Origin of the sequence: Nocardia halotolerans, from assembly GCF_042650145.1 — a bacterium.
Lineage (GTDB): Bacteria > Actinomycetota > Actinomycetes > Mycobacteriales > Mycobacteriaceae > Nocardia > Nocardia halotolerans.
In genome coordinates this window covers 583,143-599,304 of sequence record NZ_JBHSDL010000025.1, presented here as the reverse complement: position 1 = coordinate 599,304, position 16,162 = coordinate 583,143, and the positions used below count along the sequence as shown (strand labels likewise).

The 16,162-nt window shown below is 67.8% G+C and carries 14 protein-coding genes; 6 read left to right on the top strand and 8 right to left on the bottom strand.

The genetic code is table 11. From position 1 onward, the window contains the following. Positions 1–262: 262 nt before the first annotated feature. From ACFO5K_RS21310 to ACFO5K_RS21280, 7 genes are all read right to left on the bottom strand, one after another. Positions 263–904: a hypothetical protein gene (locus ACFO5K_RS21310; RefSeq protein ID WP_378565735.1), complete on the bottom strand. Its 642-nt coding sequence runs from the start codon at positions 902–904 to the stop codon at positions 263–265. A gap of 88 nt (positions 905–992) precedes the next feature. Then, on the bottom strand, positions 993–1,538 hold the full coding sequence (locus ACFO5K_RS21305) for a hypothetical protein (protein WP_378565732.1): 546 nt from the start codon (positions 1,536–1,538) through the stop codon (positions 993–995). Positions 1,539–1,562: 24 nt separating this feature from the next. Then, complete coding sequence (locus ACFO5K_RS21300; RefSeq protein ID WP_378565729.1) at positions 1,563–1,970, bottom strand: hypothetical protein; 408 nt, start codon at positions 1,968–1,970, stop codon at positions 1,563–1,565. A 30-nt stretch (positions 1,971–2,000) separates the two neighbouring features. Beyond that, on the bottom strand, positions 2,001–2,402 hold the full coding sequence (locus tag ACFO5K_RS21295; RefSeq protein ID WP_378565726.1) for a hypothetical protein: 402 nt from the start codon (positions 2,400–2,402) through the stop codon (positions 2,001–2,003). 259 nt (positions 2,403–2,661) lie between these two features. Further along, positions 2,662–3,420 (bottom strand): MerR family transcriptional regulator, encoded by a 759-nt coding sequence (locus tag ACFO5K_RS21290; RefSeq protein ID WP_378565723.1) that lies wholly within the window; start codon positions 3,418–3,420, stop codon positions 2,662–2,664. Between the two features lie 45 nt (positions 3,421–3,465). Then, a complete protein-coding gene (locus ACFO5K_RS21285) occupies positions 3,466–3,810 on the bottom strand; it encodes an EamA family transporter (RefSeq protein ID WP_378566238.1) in 345 nt (114 codons plus the stop codon). A gap of 121 nt (positions 3,811–3,931) precedes the next feature. Then, a complete protein-coding gene (locus tag ACFO5K_RS21280; protein WP_378565719.1) occupies positions 3,932–5,362 on the bottom strand; it encodes a SpoIID/LytB domain-containing protein in 1,431 nt (476 codons plus the stop codon). 285 nt (positions 5,363–5,647) lie between these two features. Here ACFO5K_RS21280 and ACFO5K_RS21275 point away from each other — a divergent pair, with 285 nt between their 5' ends. Beyond that, positions 5,648–8,026, top strand: a complete 2,379-nt coding sequence (locus ACFO5K_RS21275) for an N-acetylmuramoyl-L-alanine amidase (protein WP_378565716.1) — start codon at positions 5,648–5,650, stop codon at positions 8,024–8,026. Positions 8,027–8,097: 71 nt separating this feature from the next. On the opposite strand, the gene ACFO5K_RS21270 is transcribed toward ACFO5K_RS21275, so the two are convergent. After that, positions 8,098–8,925, bottom strand: coding sequence for an HAD family hydrolase (locus tag ACFO5K_RS21270; protein ID WP_378565713.1), 828 nt, complete (start codon positions 8,923–8,925; stop codon positions 8,098–8,100). Between the two features lie 85 nt (positions 8,926–9,010). Here ACFO5K_RS21270 and ACFO5K_RS21265 point away from each other — a divergent pair, with 85 nt between their 5' ends. Genes ACFO5K_RS21265 through ACFO5K_RS21245 form a run of 5 tightly spaced genes read left to right on the top strand, consistent with a single transcriptional unit; the run spans position 9,011 to position 16,160 of the window. Further along, positions 9,011–9,988 (top strand): ABC transporter permease, encoded by a 978-nt coding sequence (locus ACFO5K_RS21265; protein WP_378565710.1) that lies wholly within the window; start codon positions 9,011–9,013, stop codon positions 9,986–9,988. Continuing rightward, positions 9,985–10,941 carry an ABC transporter permease gene (locus tag ACFO5K_RS21260; RefSeq protein WP_378565707.1) on the top strand — a complete coding sequence of 319 codons (957 nt, stop codon included), beginning with the start codon at positions 9,985–9,987 and terminating at the stop codon, positions 10,939–10,941. Before ACFO5K_RS21265 ends, ACFO5K_RS21260 begins: the two co-directional genes overlap by 4 nt. Then, a complete protein-coding gene (locus ACFO5K_RS21255) occupies positions 10,938–12,782 on the top strand; it encodes an ABC transporter ATP-binding protein (RefSeq protein ID WP_378565704.1) in 1,845 nt (614 codons plus the stop codon). The genes ACFO5K_RS21260 and ACFO5K_RS21255 overlap by 4 nt, the downstream gene beginning before the upstream one ends. A 13-nt stretch (positions 12,783–12,795) precedes the next feature. After that, positions 12,796–14,487: an ABC transporter family substrate-binding protein gene (locus ACFO5K_RS21250; protein ID WP_378565701.1), complete on the top strand. Its 1,692-nt coding sequence runs from the start codon at positions 12,796–12,798 to the stop codon at positions 14,485–14,487. Then, positions 14,484–16,160 (top strand): ABC transporter family substrate-binding protein, encoded by a 1,677-nt coding sequence (locus ACFO5K_RS21245; RefSeq protein ID WP_378565698.1) that lies wholly within the window; start codon positions 14,484–14,486, stop codon positions 16,158–16,160. Before ACFO5K_RS21250 ends, ACFO5K_RS21245 begins: the two co-directional genes overlap by 4 nt. Positions 16,161–16,162 lie beyond the last annotated feature (2 nt).

Here is a 16,162-nt window from a genome sequence, read left to right as displayed (position 1 = left end):
TGACCGGGGGCGGCGGCGTGGGCGTGGGTGCACCGGACTGACCCGGCGACTGCCACCAATCACCGGGCCCCTGACTGCCAGGGGCCGGGGATGACTGTTGTGCGTGCCCCTGCACCACGGTTTCGGGCGCGGGTCGCCCCACTGACGGAAATGGTTGTGCCGCGCCGTGGTCCGGGGCACCGGGCGAGAGGTTGTTCATGAGGTTCCGATGCGATTCGAGGTGGTGGCGGACATGGTCAGTACAAGGTGGTGGCGGACATGGTCAGTAGTAGGGGTACGGCTGGGGTTGTTTGCCGGCGCGGATCCAGCGGCCGGTGGCGGGGGCCGCGGTCAAGAAGAGGATCAGCAGTGGGATCGCGGCGACGATGGCCGCGCCGAACACCGTGGCCGGCCCGTCGCCCGCGTCGGCTCCCATCAGCTCAGCCACGACCGACACCGAAATGCCGAGCACCACGAGCGAGGACAGCAGGATCAGCAGGACCCGGCCCGCGGTTTTGCGTCGGAACAGGAGAATCGAACCGAGCAACCACAACAGGGCGGGCACCGCACCGATCGCCAGGCCCGCTGTCAGCTCTTCGCGCCCTCGTTCGTCGGTGACGCTGGTCGGTTCGGTGCCGAACACGACTGCCGCCGCGATCCCGATACCGGTCAGCGTGAGCAAGGCCAGCAGGAGCGAGATCACCGCAGCCGTGATCGCCGTGCCACCGCTGGGCCGGGGCTGACCGTAACCCGGCGGCGGGAAACCGTAACCCGGTGCACCGTAACCGTATTGGATCGGCGCACCGTAGGGCGGTGCACCGTAACCGGGTTGCCCGCTGTACGGATCCGCCCCGTAACCGGGCTGCGCGTACCCCTGCCCCGCGTACGGGTCATACCCCTGTTGCGGGCCGTACGGATACCCCATCGTGTCCCCCTCCTCCGAGCTGTGACCGGCACCCGGAGCTCGCGCTCCGGTCTTGCAGCATCATCGCGGCGATGCTGACCTGCTGAAACTATACGTTCGGTCCGACAGGGCTTTCCGGGCGCGCGAGCGTGTGCGCCGCGGTCCAGGGCAGCGCCGCGGGCAGTAGCACGAGGGCGCCGAGTGCGGTGGCGGACAGGGCGGCCACCCAGCTGTGGTTCACGATCGCCGTCACCGCACCGGGTACCCCGCCGAAGCCGAGCAGAATCGAACGGGTCACGGATCCGTCGGCGAACCAGTGGATTCCGTAGCCGGAGTCGTAGTTCACCAAGGTGGCGAGCAGGCCGAGCACGCCGAGGCCGAGTTGCGCGGCCGCGGTCACGATCAGGACCCAGCGGCCCGTTTCGTCGCGCCGGGCGAGCAGGACGGCGCCGTAACCGAGCGCGAAGGCCGACACCAACGCGCCCAGGGTGACGAACAGCGTCAGCGAATCGTCGAGCAGGGCGGAATCGCGCCGGAAGGCACGGGCCACGATGATCGCGGCGACCAGGTTCGCCACGGCGGCCAGCGCGGCGGCGCACACGGCGACGATCGCGGTCACCTCACCGATTTTCGACTTCGTCTCCTGCACGAACATGTCCTGACCGTATCCCGTGCCGCGCTAGCGTGTGGCGGCCCAGCGGCGCGTCGGCTCGATCACGCTCAGCACCAGGATCACCACATTGAGCGCCAGCCACCAGTCCAGCGGTTCCAGCCCCCAGCGATGCCCGTTCTTGTTCAGCACCACGACCAGCAACGTCGCCCCACTCATCGCCGCCGAGATCCCGACGAGCAACCGCCGCCCGATCATCCGCCGCCGCAGCAACAGCACCGCCCCAAGCAGATACCCCGCCCCGAGGCCGCCAACGATCCCCGCCCACACGTAATCGAGGTCGACACCGCGCCCCATCGACCGCAACACCGCCGACACCGTCGCGACGACGATCCCCGCCACACCGACGAGCACCCCCAACCACCCGGCGATCAGCGCACTCGCCCGCGAGGGCCACTGCGCCCGCACCTGTTCCACCGCTGCCCCCGCTACTAGTCGTTGTCGCCGTCAGTTATACGGCGCAACCGCCGGTCGCGGGCTATTCGATGGTGTGAGCTGGGGGTTCTTTCCGGACTCGACCCATCGTCGGCTCGATGGGAGTAGCGACGCGATCAACGCCCCAATCGGGCCCAGCGAGTAGAAGACGCAGGTCAACACTGTGCCGGAACTGGTCGACATCGCGGCGGCACCCCATAACGCGAAGGTCGCCAGTCCCGCGCCGATGGTCACCATGGTCAGCCCATGTGCCCGTCGAGCCAGAATCAGCGCCCCGCCGAGCCCGAGCAGCACCGTCAGGGTCGCACCGACAGCGAGGTCGATTTGCTGCTCCAGCATGTCCAGCTTCCACTCGACGGTTTCGGGCGCCGGCCTGCGCTCGTACACGGCGCTCAGACGCGAGATCGCGCTCATTGCTCCGCCCAAGCCGATCAGCCCACTCCCGGTGGCGACGAGCCCGGCGAGGACGACGGCGATAGGCGGACTCCATACCGATTTGGGCCGCGGCGGCACATAACCCTGCGGCACGTGTGGGTAATTCACTGCTCCCCCTTGCGACTTCGCTCGCAAACCCCCATCTCGACCTCGGCAGCCTACAGCCGATGACAACCGCGCACGAACGTTGTTGCCGTGCGCGGTCGTCAGCTCATCACCCGGCCGCCGCGGCGAGCACTCAGGCCGGGTGGGCGGCGGCGTAGGCGTGGAAGGCCTCGAGGATGTACTCGGCGGTGCCCTCGCCGTGTACGTCGTAGTTTTTCCGGAAGCGCGGGTCGGCGACGTACATTTCGCCGAGTGCGAGTAGGTATTCGTTGGTCACGGGCTTGCCCTGGGTGCCGTCGCTGAGCCAGGTGCGGTGGCGGGCGACGATGTTCTGCACCGTGTCGCTGTCTGCGGGTAGCTGTGCGGCACAGGCTTTTGCGAAATCGGCGGCGATCTCGCGCTGAGTTCGCAGGAAGTTCTGTTTGTCCTGCTCGGTCAGTGATCGCCACCAGCGGTCGCCGCTGTCGTAGGCGTCCTTGCCCCAGCGTCTTGTCACTTCCTCCTGGTACTGCGTGTGGTCGAATCCGTCGAAGACCTCTGCGGCCATGAGCGGTTCACCTCTTTCTGTCTTGTACAACGTGGTCGACACCGACTCGATCTGCCGTGCGATCCGGTCCTGTTGCTGCCGAAGCAGTTCCAGGTGGGTGCGTAGCGCGTCGGTGGTGTCCTGCGCACCGGCGAGGACCTCGGCGATCACCGGTAGGCCGAGGCCGAGTTCGCGCAGCAGCAGGATGCGCTGCAGGCGAACCAGGGACTGCTGGTCGTAGTAGCGGTAGCCGTTGGCACCGATACGACTCGGCTCCAGCAGGCCGAGCTGCCCGTAGTGGCGCAGCGTGCGACTGGTGGTACCCGCGGCTTTCGCGAGGTCCTGGATGGACCATTCACCCGCCATGACCTGTTCCCTTGCTCGTCGGTATCTCCACTGTGCAAGTTGACGCTACGTCAAGGTCAAGTGTTTTGGCCGGATCTTCCTGGGGGCAGGCGCCGGCTTCGGCGGGATCTGGCCGAGGACCGTGCCGGCGAGCGCGATCAGCAGGCCGAGCACTTGTAGCGCGGTGAGCGCCTGGCTCAGCGCGATCCAGCCGATCACCGTTGCCGACACCGGGCTGAGCAGCGCGAGGAAGGCCACCGAAGTTGCGGGCACGCGCGAGATGCCCCGGAACCACAACCAGTAGGCCAGGGCGGTGCCGATGATGCCGAGGTAGAGGTAAGCGCCGATCGCGGGGGCGTCCAGGGCGGGCGGCGCGCCTTCGATCAGCAGGGCGAGCGGTGCGATGAACAGTCCGCCGACCGGGAGCAGCTCACCGCCCTGCTGCGCAGCCTGGCCGTCGCCCTGGGCGACACCAACTCGGCTGACTGTCCCAGCCGGGTGGGTTCACCCACCGGCTGGGAGAGTCGCGCAATTACTCGCCGTCGTAGGGGCCCGGCGTCGCCACCGGGACCTCAGGTCCTTGCACCGGCTCGTCGAGCGGCGGGCCGGGGAACACTTCCGCGGCGGCGGGGATCTCCGCCGCCAGCGGTGTGTCATCGCCTGGCGAAACTCCTTCCGGAGCAGTCAATTCGGCCGAGGCCGAGGGCGGTAGCTGATCGGCTGCGTCGGGAACCAGTTGCAGCAGCGTCGAGAAATCGACGACCTGCGCGCCGAGTGCCGGTGTCGCCACGATGACGCCGTTCGTGTACATCCGGTAGGTGCCCACCCGTTGCGGCAGCAGCATTTCGGGGCCGATCGGTTCGCCGACCGAACTGTCCGCGCCGCCGATGCGCCGGTAGGCGGTGTCGATCACCGATTCCCCCGCCTGCGCTTCGATCGTCGGGTCCGGCAGGATCTGCTCGGGAAACGCCGGCACGGGCAGGGTTTCGACGAGGTCGCCGGGTGCGGGGCCTACGGCGAAGGTTTCGATGTCGGCCGGTCGGCCGCCGTCGGGTGCGGCGGAATACTCCGAGCGCAGGATCAGCCCGTCGCGCAGCAGCACGGTGCCCGTGGTGGCGGCGACGGCCTCGGTCGTGCGGGCGTCCTCCTGCACGGTGCCTGGATACACCTGGCAGTCGGTGGTGTCGCAGGTCTGCGCGTAGGGGTAGCGGTTCTCGGCGAGCGCGTAGGAGCGCGCGGCGATCGCTTGTGCGCGCAGGGCTTCGAAGGCGCCCTTGTCGGCCCAGTTGGCCTGCATTTCCGCGGGCAGCAGGCCGGCGAGGTAGTCGTCGATGTCGACCCGGTTGACGGTCCGGTACGCGCCTTCCTCCATGGCGACGCCGAGCGCGCCACGATAGGCGGTCCCGCCGCAGAGGGTCAGGTGCTCGTCGGCCGGCCGGGCCGGACCCGCGTGGACCGGGTAGATGTACGGGTCATCGGTGGCGGCCTGCCACAGCACCTGCCCGTCGCAGCCCGCGGTCACCACCACGCTGGCTCCGCCGTCGGGCATCGGGGTGAGGTGGGCGGCCTCGCCGGGGCCGATCGAGCGGCCCGCGACCTGAGCGCCGGCGGCGGCGAAGGCGTCGAGGGTGGCGTCGTCCTGGGCTTGCAGCCGCACGCCGATGGTTGTCGGGCCGATTTGCCCGAATTCTGCTCCGGGGTAGTAATGCCCGAGGATTTCCTCGGCACTCCAACCGGCCTGCGCGTTGTCGAAGGCGCCGACCTGGCTCATTCCGCGCCCGTGACCCGCGCCCGCTGTCGGCGTGATCTGGCCGGGCACGGCCTGCCACAGCCCGATCGCCGCAGCCAGGGCCAGCGCGGTGCCACCCACCAGCAGCGGAAGTGGTGGTGTTTTGATCGTCGGCACGGTTCGGCGGCGGGTGCCGCGCCGGGTCCTGCGATTGATCTTGATGTCGGCTCTCATAGTGCGCTCCCACGGTTTCGCGGTTCGACCGGCGGAGCTCGCGTCGGCATGTCGTCGTCGCCGAGCGGGTTCCGAAGGCTACATTCGAGCAATCACTTAATCCTCAAGTTGAGGTTTAGATGTGTGACGTATGTTAACTAGTGTGATGTGTGGGATCAGCGGAAGCAAGCATCACTTGCCGGTGATCCACCAGCAGTAGCGAACACGGTTCGACGGCCTGCCAGGGCCGAGAACATGCGGCGCCAGGCGCCGATGACAACTGCTCGACCCTGATTGGAGAGGCACGTGCGATACCGAAAGCCGAAGCGTTCCTACGTGCTCCCGGTGGTCACGACCCTCGCGGTCGCCGCACCGATCGGCGCGTTCGCGCTCAGCGACTCGACCGATTACCGCAGCGCCAACGATTCCCAGCTCGCGGCGGTGCCGACGCAGCTGGCCGAGGTCGCGCTGACCTCGGCCCCCGACATCACGGTCCCCTTGCGTGACCTGACCGGGCTCGACCTGCCCGACCTGCACCTGTCGGACCTGCGCATGCTGCCCCTGCCCACGTCGATCCCGGTGCCGCCGGGATTGCCCACACCGCCGGGCGTGGCGCTGCCGACCGAGATCCCGCTGCCGCAGATCCCGACCAAGGCGCAGCCGACTCCGACACAGCAGGCCGCCCCGACCGCGACACCGGGCGCGGCGCCGCCCGCCCGTCCACCGGTCCCGAGCACCGCGGTGCCCACGGCACCGCCCGCCGTCGCGCCGCCGCCCGCCGCCGACCCGGCCCCAGCCGCGCCGCCCGCCGCCGCACCGGCACCAGCCGCACCACCGGCGGCCGAACCGGCACCCGTTCCTGCCGAACCGGCACCCGCCGCACCACCGGCGACCGAACCGGCACCTACCGCACCCGAGCCTGCTCAGGCTCAGGGCGCGCCGGCCGATCCGCAGCCCCCGGCAGCCCCCGAACCTCAGCCTCAAGCACCCGATGCCGGCCCGGTGGCCCAAAACCGGCCCAGTGGCATGAAGTTCATCGCCGACCCGGAAAACCTGGAACCCGGCACCACCCCCGACACCCCGGCCCTGTCCCCCGGTGCGATCGGCCCCGACCTGATCGACGAGGTCGGCGCCCAGGTGAAGGAACTCTCCCAGGAGACCCCGTTCAGCATGGTCGCGCTCACCGCACGCGACCTGGCCAACACCACCACCAAGCTGCGCGCCCGTCAGGCCGACGGCAACTGGGGACCCTGGTACGACGCCGATCCGGTCGACACCAGGGCCAACGATCAGGCCCCGGCCGACGCGCCGACCGGCACCGAACCGATCTACGTCGGTGAGACCACCGCCGTGCAGATGCTGGTGACCCGCAAGCCGACCGCGGGCCCGGACCACGATCCGGCGCACATCACCGAGGCCGCACTCAAGGCGGTGCTGATCAATCCCGGGCGGGCCGCGATCGACGCCGCGCTCAACGACGTGGCCGCCGCGCTGCCCGGTGGCGGGCCGAAGGTCATCACCCGCGCGCAGTGGGGTGCCGACGAATCGATCCGCTGCCAGGAACCCACCTACGACGACGGTCTCGGCGGTGTCACCGTGCACCACACGGCGGGTCGCAGCGATTACAGCCGTGCGGAATCGGCGGGCATCGTGCGCGCGATCTACGCCTATCACGCCGAAACGCTGGGCTGGTGCGATATGGGTTACAACGCCCTGGTCGACAAGTACGGCCAGATCTTCGAGGGCCGTTACGGCGGCCTGGATCGCACGGTGCAGGGCGCACACTCGGGCGGATTCAACGAGAACACCGCCGGTGTGGCGCTGATGGGCAACTACGAGACCGAGACGCCGAGCGAGGCCTCCATCACCGCGATCGGCAAGTACATCGGCTGGCGGACCAAGATCGCCGGACTCGACCCGCAGGGTGAGACCACGATGTACTCCGAGGGCACCGAGTTCACGCCGTACGCGCTGAACGAGGCGGTTGACCTGCCGGTGGTGTTCGCGCACCGCGACGTCGGCAACACCAGTTGTCCCGGCGACGCCGCCTACGCCCTGATGGACCGGATACGCGCGATCGCGGCGGACGACTCCACCACCTACAGCTCCCCCGCCACCCCGCAACAGCTGCCGAGCAAGCAGGCCAGTGCCCCACGGGGCAACATGGCCGAGCTGGGTGCGCTGGTCGACAAGCTGCTCGGCCTGTCCGATCAGAACCCGATCGCCAAGCACTGGGTGAGCCGGGGCGGGGTCGACGGTCCGCTGGGTCCGCCGCAGTCGGATCTGCTCTCGGGTGCGCAGGGCCGCGAGTACGCGAAATTCGCCAACGGTTTCGTCTATTCGGGCGACAACGGCCAGGTGTTCGAAGTGGTCGGGGCGATCCTGGACCGCTATCTGAGCCTGGGCGCCGACGCCGGTGTGCTCGGCTTGCCCACGGGGAGCTCGTATGTGGTGCCCGACGGTCTGCGCACCGATTTCCAGCACGGCTCGCTGGTGCTCAACGAGCTCACCGGCATCGTCACCACCTTCTGGAAGACCTACAACGAGACCTATGAGCAGGAGATGAACGGCGGGCCGGAACAGGACCCGGCCACCACGGCACCGACGCTGGGCCTGACGGTCCCCGCTGCCCCGGGCGAACCCGCGTCTCCGGGCGAACCCGCGGAACCCGCCCCGGTCGGCTGACACCCGACCACGGCGAAGAAACAGCCGGTGCCGCTCCTCGCGAGGGCACCGGCTGTTCTATGCCCGCATACCTACGTCCACCAGCGTTCGAGCACCAGCGCGACCCCGTCGTCGTCATTGGTGGCGGTGATCTCGTCGGCCGCGGCCCGCGCCTCCCGGTGCGCGTTGCCCATCGCCACCCCGAGCCCGGCCATCTTCAGCATCGGCACATCGTTGGGCATGTCACCGAACGCCACGATCTCGTTGTCCCGGGCGCCGATCTGCTGTGCCACCTCGGCCAGCCCCGACGCCTTGGTGACACCGGGCACCGACAGCTCGATCAGCCCGTGCTCGGTGGAGTAGGTGATCTCGGCGCGGTCCCCGATCAGTGGCGCCAGCGCGGCGCGCATCTCGGAGCTGCGGGCCGAGCTGAGCCGGACCAGCATCTTTATCGCCGGGGAGTCGATGACCTCGGCGTGTGAGACCACGGTGTCGTCGGGGTTGAGCCAGGCGTGTTCGTAGGTCGGTGAGCTCACGAACTGCGGGGTCGCGGCGTCGTGGGCGCTGGCACCGACCCGTTCGGTGGCGAGCCCGCAGCCGGGGAGCGTGCGTTCGGCGAGCTCGGCGAGCCAGCTCAGCGTCGCGATGTCGAGGGTGTGGCTCGACACCACCCGGTCGGTGGCGCTGTCGTAGATCACCGCGCCGTTGCCGCACACCGCCAGCGGCGCGTAACCCAGTTCGCTGACCACCGGGTCGATCCAGCGCGGCGGTCGGCCGGTGGCGAGCACGAAGGTGGCGCCGTCGGCGACGACGGCGCCGACGGCGGCCTTGGTCCGTGCCGACACGCGTTCGGCGGTGTCGATCAGCGTGCCGTCGACATCGGTGGCCACCAGCTTGGGTTTTGTGTGCAGGGGCGTCATCCCTTCAATCCTGCCGCACGTCTACCCACCGGGACACGGCACTGTCCCTATGATCATGGCCTGATCACCGATTCAGAGGGGACTGATGACCGGCTTTCTGTTGCGGCGCGCGCTCAACTACGTCGTGCTGCTGTTGCTGGCATCGTTTTTGACGTTCAGCCTGGCCTCGCTCACGTTCCGCCCGCTCGACAGCCTCGAGCAGCGCAATCCCCGCCCGCCGCAGTCGGTGATCGACGCCAAGGCCGAGCAGTTGCATCTCGACGAACCGATCCCGCAGCGGTATCTCACCTGGCTCGGTGGTGTGGTGCAGGGCGATTTCGGGACCACGCTGGCCGGGCAGCCGGTGAGCGAGGAACTGGGCAGGCGGGTCGCGGTGAGTCTGCGGCTGTTGATCCTGGGCTCGATCATCGGCACGGTGCTCGGGGTGCTGATCGGGGCGGCCGGTGCGATCAGACAGTACAAATTCAGCGACTACTTCTCCACGGTGCTGTCGCTGCTGATCCTGTCGACACCGATCTTCCTGCTCGCCACGCTGCTGAAATACGGCGCGCTGGAGGTGAACACGATGACCGGTACCCAGATCTTCCTCTACACCGGTGAAACTTCGGCCACCCAGATCACCGGTCTGTGGAATCAACTCGTGGACCGCGTACAGCATCTGGTGCTGCCGACGCTGGCGCTGGCGCTGGGCGGCATGGCCGGTTACAGCCGTTACCAGCGCAATGCCATGCTCGACGTGCTGCAGAGTGATTTCATCCGCACCGCGAGAGCCAAAGGGCTCACCCGGAATCGGGCGCTCTACAAACACGGCCTGCGCACCGCCCTGATCCCGATGGCCACCCTGTTCGCCTACAGTCTCGGCGGGCTGATCACCGGCGCCACCTTCACCGAGAAGATCTTCGGCTGGCACGGGGTGGGTGAGTGGCTGGTCGACTCGATCAACGCCCAGGACCTGTACGTGGTGGTGACGGTGACCGCGTTCGCCGGGCTGGTGGTGCTGGTGTCGGGGCTGCTGTCCGACATCGTGCTGGCGCTGCTGGACCCGAGGGTGCGTGCGGCATGAGCGAGACCGAACTGATCGTCGTCGGCGCGCCCGAGGTGGCCGCGGCCGGGCGGCGCAGGCTGGTGTGGCGGCGGTTCCTGCGCAACAAGCCCGCGGTGGCGGGTGCGGTGATCCTGTTGCTGTTGCTGGTCGGCAGTTTCGCGGCGCCACCGCTGCTGCCGTGGGACTACCAGCAGATGGACTACACCGCGCTGCTGCAACCGCCCAGCCTCGAGCATCCGTTCGGCACCACTCAGATCGGGCAGGACGTGCTGGCCCAGACCTTGCGCGGGTTGCAGAAGTCGCTCGTCATCGGTTTCTGTGTGGCGCTGTTCTCCAGTGTGATCGCGGCGACCGCGGGTGCGGTGGCCGGCCTGCTCGGTGGCTGGACCGATCGGGCCGTGATGTGGCTGGTCGACTTGCTGCTGGTGGTGCCCAGCTTCATCATCATCGCGCTGTTCGCGCCGCGCACCAAGGGCTCGGGTTCGATCCTGATCTTGATCGTGCTGCTCAGCGTGTTCGGCTGGATGATCGCCGCGCGCATCATCCGCGGTCTCACCCTGAGTCTGCGCGAACGCGAATTCGTCCGTGCCGCCCGGTATATGGGCGCCCCGACGCGCACGATCATCATCAGCCACATCGTGCCCAACATCGCCTCCATCCTGATCATCGACACCACGCTGGCCGTCGGGGCGGCGATCAGCGCCGAAACCGGCTTGAGCTTCCTCGGTTTCGGTGTGCAGCCACCCGACGTGTCGCTGGGCTCGCTGATCGCCGCGGGCACGGGATCCGCACTCACCTACCCGTGGTTGTTCCTGTTCGCCGGTGGGCTGCTGATCACGATCGTGTTGTGCGCCAACCTCGTCGGTGACGGATTGCGTGACGCGTTCGATCCCGGCGCCCGGGGCGCGCGCAAGGCCCGCAAAGACGTTGCGGAGCAGAAGGATCAGACGCGGGTGGAGTTGCGGAAATGACCGAATCGCCCACGCCGCTGCTGGAAGTCACCGATCTGCGCGTCTCGTTCCCCGGCGAGGAGGGCCGGGTCGAGGCGGTGCGCGGAGTGGACTACACCGTCTCCGATGGCGAAGTCCTGGCCATCGTCGGCGAATCCGGCTCCGGGAAGTCGGTGTCCTCGCTCGCGGTGATCGGGCTGCTGCCCGAGCAGGCGCGCGTGCAGGGTTCGGTGCGGTTGCGCGGGCGGGAACTACTCGGCCTGGGCGACAAGCAGATGTCGAAGCTGCGTGGCAGTTCGATCAGCATGGTCTTCCAGGACCCGCTCTCGGCACTCACCCCTGTCTACCGGGTGGGTGATCAGGTGGCCGAGGCGCTGCTCGCGCACGGCACGATGAGCCGCAAGGACGCCGGTACGCGCGCGACAGAACTGCTCGAGCTGGTCGGCATTCCCGACGCGCGGCAGCGGGCGCGAGCGTTTCCGCACGAGTTCTCCGGCGGTATGCGTCAGCGGGTGGTGATCGCGATGGCCATCGCCAACGATCCGGCGCTGATCATCTGCGACGAGCCGACCACCGCGCTCGACGTGACGGTGCAGGCCCAGATCCTCGACCTGCTGCGCGAGGCGCGCGACATCACCGGTGCCGGAGTCATCATGATCACCCACGATCTGGGTATCGCGGCGACCATCGCGGACCGGGTGGCGGTGATGTACGCGGGCAAGGTGGTCGAAACCGCGCCGGTCGCCGAGCTCTTCACCCGGCCACGGATGCCGTACACGGTGGGTCTGCTCGGCTCCATTCCCCGGATGGACGGCCCGGCCCGCTCCCCGCTCATCCCCATCGTCGGCGCCCCGCCCGCCATGCACGCGTTGCCGCCGGGGTGCTCGTTCGCCCCGCGCTGTCCCGTCTCGATCCAGGACTGCGCGGCCGCCGAGCCCCCGCTGGAGCCGGTCGGGCCGGGCCACACGGCCGCCTGCATCCGCACCACCGAGGTGGGTTCCCGGCAGCTCTTCGACGCCTACCGCGCCGACATCGCCGCCCCACCGCACCCCGACCGCACCGACGACGACGTGGTGCTGCGGGTCACCGACCTGGTGAAGACCTTCCCGCTCACCTCGGGTGTGCTGTTGCGGCGGCGCACCGGTGAGGTCCGCGCGGTCGACGGCATCAGTTTCAGTGTGCGCGCCGGCCGCACACTGGCCCTGGTCGGCGAATCGGGTTCGGGGAAGTCGACGACGTTGTCGCAGATCATGGACCTGGCGCGCCCGCAGTCGGGCAGTATCGAGGTGCTCGGCAGCGATGTCGCGAGCCTGACCAAGGCCCGCGTCCGCGAGATCCGGCGCAAGATGCAGATCGTCTTCCAGGACCCCAGCGCCTCGCTCGACCCGCGCCTGCCGATCTTCGACGTGCTCGCCGAACCGTTGCGCATCGACGGCCGCCCGCGTGCGGAGGTGCAACGCCGGGTGCCGGAGTTGCTGCGGCAGGTGGGTTTACGGCCCGAGCACGCCGATCGCTACCCGTCGGATTTCTCCGGTGGCCAGAAGCAGCGCATCAGCATCGCGCGGGCGCTGGCGCTGGATCCGCAACTGCTGGTGCTCGACGAACCGGTGTCGTCGCTGGACGTGTCGATCCAGGCCGGCGTGCTGAATCTGCTGCGCGATCTACAGGCCGAGCACGGGTTGTCGTACCTGTTCGTCTCCCACGACCTGTCGGTGGTGCGCAATCTCGCGCACGACATCGCGGTGATGTTGCGCGGCAAGATCGTCGAATCCGGCCCGGCGGAACAGATTTTCGCGAATCCTCGGCACGAATACACCCGCTCGCTGCTGGCGGCGGTCCCCGAACCCGTGGTGAGCGGCTGATATTGGAGGCGCGATGAGAACCCGACATTTACTGGCACGTGGTACCCGCTTGCGCTGCGCGGCCGTGGTGGTTGCGGCCGGGATGATCGTGGCGGGTTGCGGGACCGGTGCCGAACCGGCGGCCGGGCACAGCGCTGTCCTGGGCACCAACAGCGACATCAACTCGCAGCCGAGGCAGGCGTTGCGCGAGGGCGGGAACCTGCGCCTGGCCGTCACCAGCTATCCGGCGAACTGGAACACGCTGTCCAACGACGGCAACGAGGGCACCATCCACGAGATCGTGCGCACCATGCTGCCGCGCGCGTTCGAGATCGATGCCGCCGGCGAGTTCACCGTCGACACCGACTACTTCACCGAGATAGCCCTCACCAGCACAGATCCGATGCGGGTGACCTACACCATCAACCCCGCCGCGGTGTGGTCCGACGGCACGCCGATCACCTGGGAAGACCTCGCCGCCCAGGCGAACGCGCTCAGCGGCCGGGACAAGCGCTACCTGATCGCGATCACCAACGGGTTCGAGTTCGTCGACAAGGTGGAGCGTGGTGTCGACGACCGCCAGGCCGTACTCACCTTCAACACCCCTTACGCCGACTGGCGCGGGCAGTTCGCCGGCAACTCCCTGCTGTACCCGAAGTCGGTCACCGGTACCCCCGAGGCGTTCAACACCGGCCTCGCCGACGCCATCGACCTCACCGCCGGCCCGTTCATCGTCACCGGCACCGATCGCGGGCAGGGCCGGATCACCCTGGGCCGCAACCCGCAATGGTGGGGCGACGAACCGGTGCTCGACACCATCACCTACAGCGTTCTGGACAGTTCGGCCTGGGTGCAGGCCCTGCAGAACAACGAACTCGACCTCGCCCGTCTGTCCACCATCGATGACGTGAAGACCGTGCGCGGCACCGAGGGCGTCGTCGTGCGGCGCGCGCCAGGAAATCGCTGGCGCCACATCACTTTCAACGGCGCGCCCGGTTCGATTCTGGCCGATCGCGATGTGCGCGTGGCGATTTCCAAGGCGATCGACCGGCAGGGCATCGTCACCGCACTGCAGAACGGCCTCGTCGATGACCCGAAGCCGCTGAACAATCACGTTTTCCTGCAGGGCCAGAAGGGCTATCAGGACAACAGTCTCGGCTTCGATCCCACCGCCGCCGCCCGCGAACTCGACGCGCTGGGCTGGCAGCTCAACGGTGAGGTGCGGGAGAAGGACGGTCGCCAACTCGTCATCCGTGACGTGATGTACAACGACCCCACCTGGGTGCAGATCGCCCGGATCATTCAGCAGAATCTGGCGCAGATCGGTGTGGGCCTGACCATCGACACCAAACCGGCGCCGGGCTTTTTCACCGACGTCGTGCAGCCGGGCGATTTCGACGCCACCCAGTTCATCTTCCAGGGCGACCCGTTCCCGCTGAGCAGTATCCGCCAGATCTACTACTACGACCCCGACGACCTACAGGGCAACTATGGTCGCATCGGTTCGCCCGAACTCAACGCCCTCATCGAACGCACGCTCACCGAACTCGATCCGGAGAAATCCATCGAACTGGCCAATCAGGTCGACCGCATGGTCTTCGAGGAAGGCCATTCCCTGCCGCTGATGCAATCCGACGGCAGTGTGGGCGCCCGCACGAGTCTGGCCAATATCGGTTCACCGGGATTGGCCACTTACGACTACACGAAGATCGGATTCCTGAAATGACCACTACCTGTGTTTCTCGGTTGCGCCGGGTGGCGGTGCCGATGCTGGCGTTGACCTTGGCGCTCGGTGGGTGCGGGTCCGACACGGCGATCGAGGCCGGGACGGGCGAGATCGGGGCGACCAGCGATATCAATCCGAAGCCGCGCGACCAGGTCGCCGAGGGCGGCAACCTGCGGTTGGCGATTCCCAACTTTCCCGCGACGTTCAACCCCGTCCACGTCGACAGTGACGGTTATGTGAGCGATGTGACGAGCTGGACCTTGCCCGGCACGCTCACCGCCGATGCCGCGGGCAATCTCGAGGTCGATCAGAACTACTTCACCTCGATGGAGCTCACCGAAACCGAACCGCAGACGATCGTGTACACGATCAATCCGCAGGCCGTGTGGTCGGATGGTTCGCCGATCACCTGGGAAGACCTGCGGTCCCAGGTCGGGGCCTTGAGCGGCCGCGATCCGGCGTTCCAGGTCTCGGCGACCCAGGCTTACAGCAGCGTCGAGAAGGTGGAGCGCGGCGTCGACGACCGGCAGGCGATCGTCACCTTCGCCGAGCACTACGCCGAGTGGAAGGGACTGTTCAACCCGCTGCTGCCCCGGCAGGCCACCGCGAACCCGCAGGTCTTCGACGACTTCTACCGCAACGACATGCCGCTGTCGGCGGGGCCGTTCCTGCTCACCGGTATTGACCGCGCCGAACAGCGGCTCGTGTTGAGCCGAAATCCCCGATGGTGGGGCGACACCCCGAAACTCGAGAATGTCACCTACAGCATTCTCGACGCCTCGGCCCAGCTCGGTGCGCTACAGAACAACGAACTCGATGCGGTGGAGCCGCTCAGCACCATCGACGAGATCAAGACCGCCACCGATACGCCCGGTGTGAAGGTGCGTCGCGCGCCCGCCAACAGCTACATGCACATCACGTTCAACGGTGCGCCCGGCTCGATCCTGGCCGATGAGAAACTGCGTATCGCGGTCTCCAAGGGGATCAATCGGCAGGTGATCGCCACGGCCGTCCAGAACGGCGTGGTCACCGACCCGAAGCCGCTGAACAACCACCTCTATCTCGTCGGCCAGGCCGGATACCAGGACAATGCCGAGTCGGTGTCGTTCGACCCGGTCGAGGCGGGCCGCATGCTCGACGAACTCGGCTGGCGGCTCAACGGCGACGTGCGCGAGAAGGACGGGCGCAAGCTCGAGATCCGCGACGCGGTGCCGCAGAACGATGTGCAGGTCCAGGTGGCGACGATCGTGCAGCAGAATCTCGCCGACATCGGCGTGAAGCTGCACATCGAAACCTATCCGGGCACCACTTTCTTCAATGGCGTGATCGATCCCGGCAATTTCGACATAGCCCAGTTCGCCTGGAACAAGAGCATTTTCCCGCTCGGCGCGCTGCCCCAGATCTATGCCTATGACCCGGCGAACAAACTCAGCAATCACGGGCGCATCGGCTCCCCGGAACTCAACGCGCTGATCGAGGAGACCATCGCCGAGCTCGACCCGGACAAGGCGATCGAACTGGCCAACAAGGCCGATCGGATGATCTTCGAGGAAGGCTTCTCGTTGCCGATCGTGCAGTCCGCCGGCGCGGTCGCGGTTCGCGAGAACGTGGCGAACTACGGTGCCTTCGGCCTCAGTTCGGCTGTCTACACCGATATCGGGTTCGTGAAGTAGCG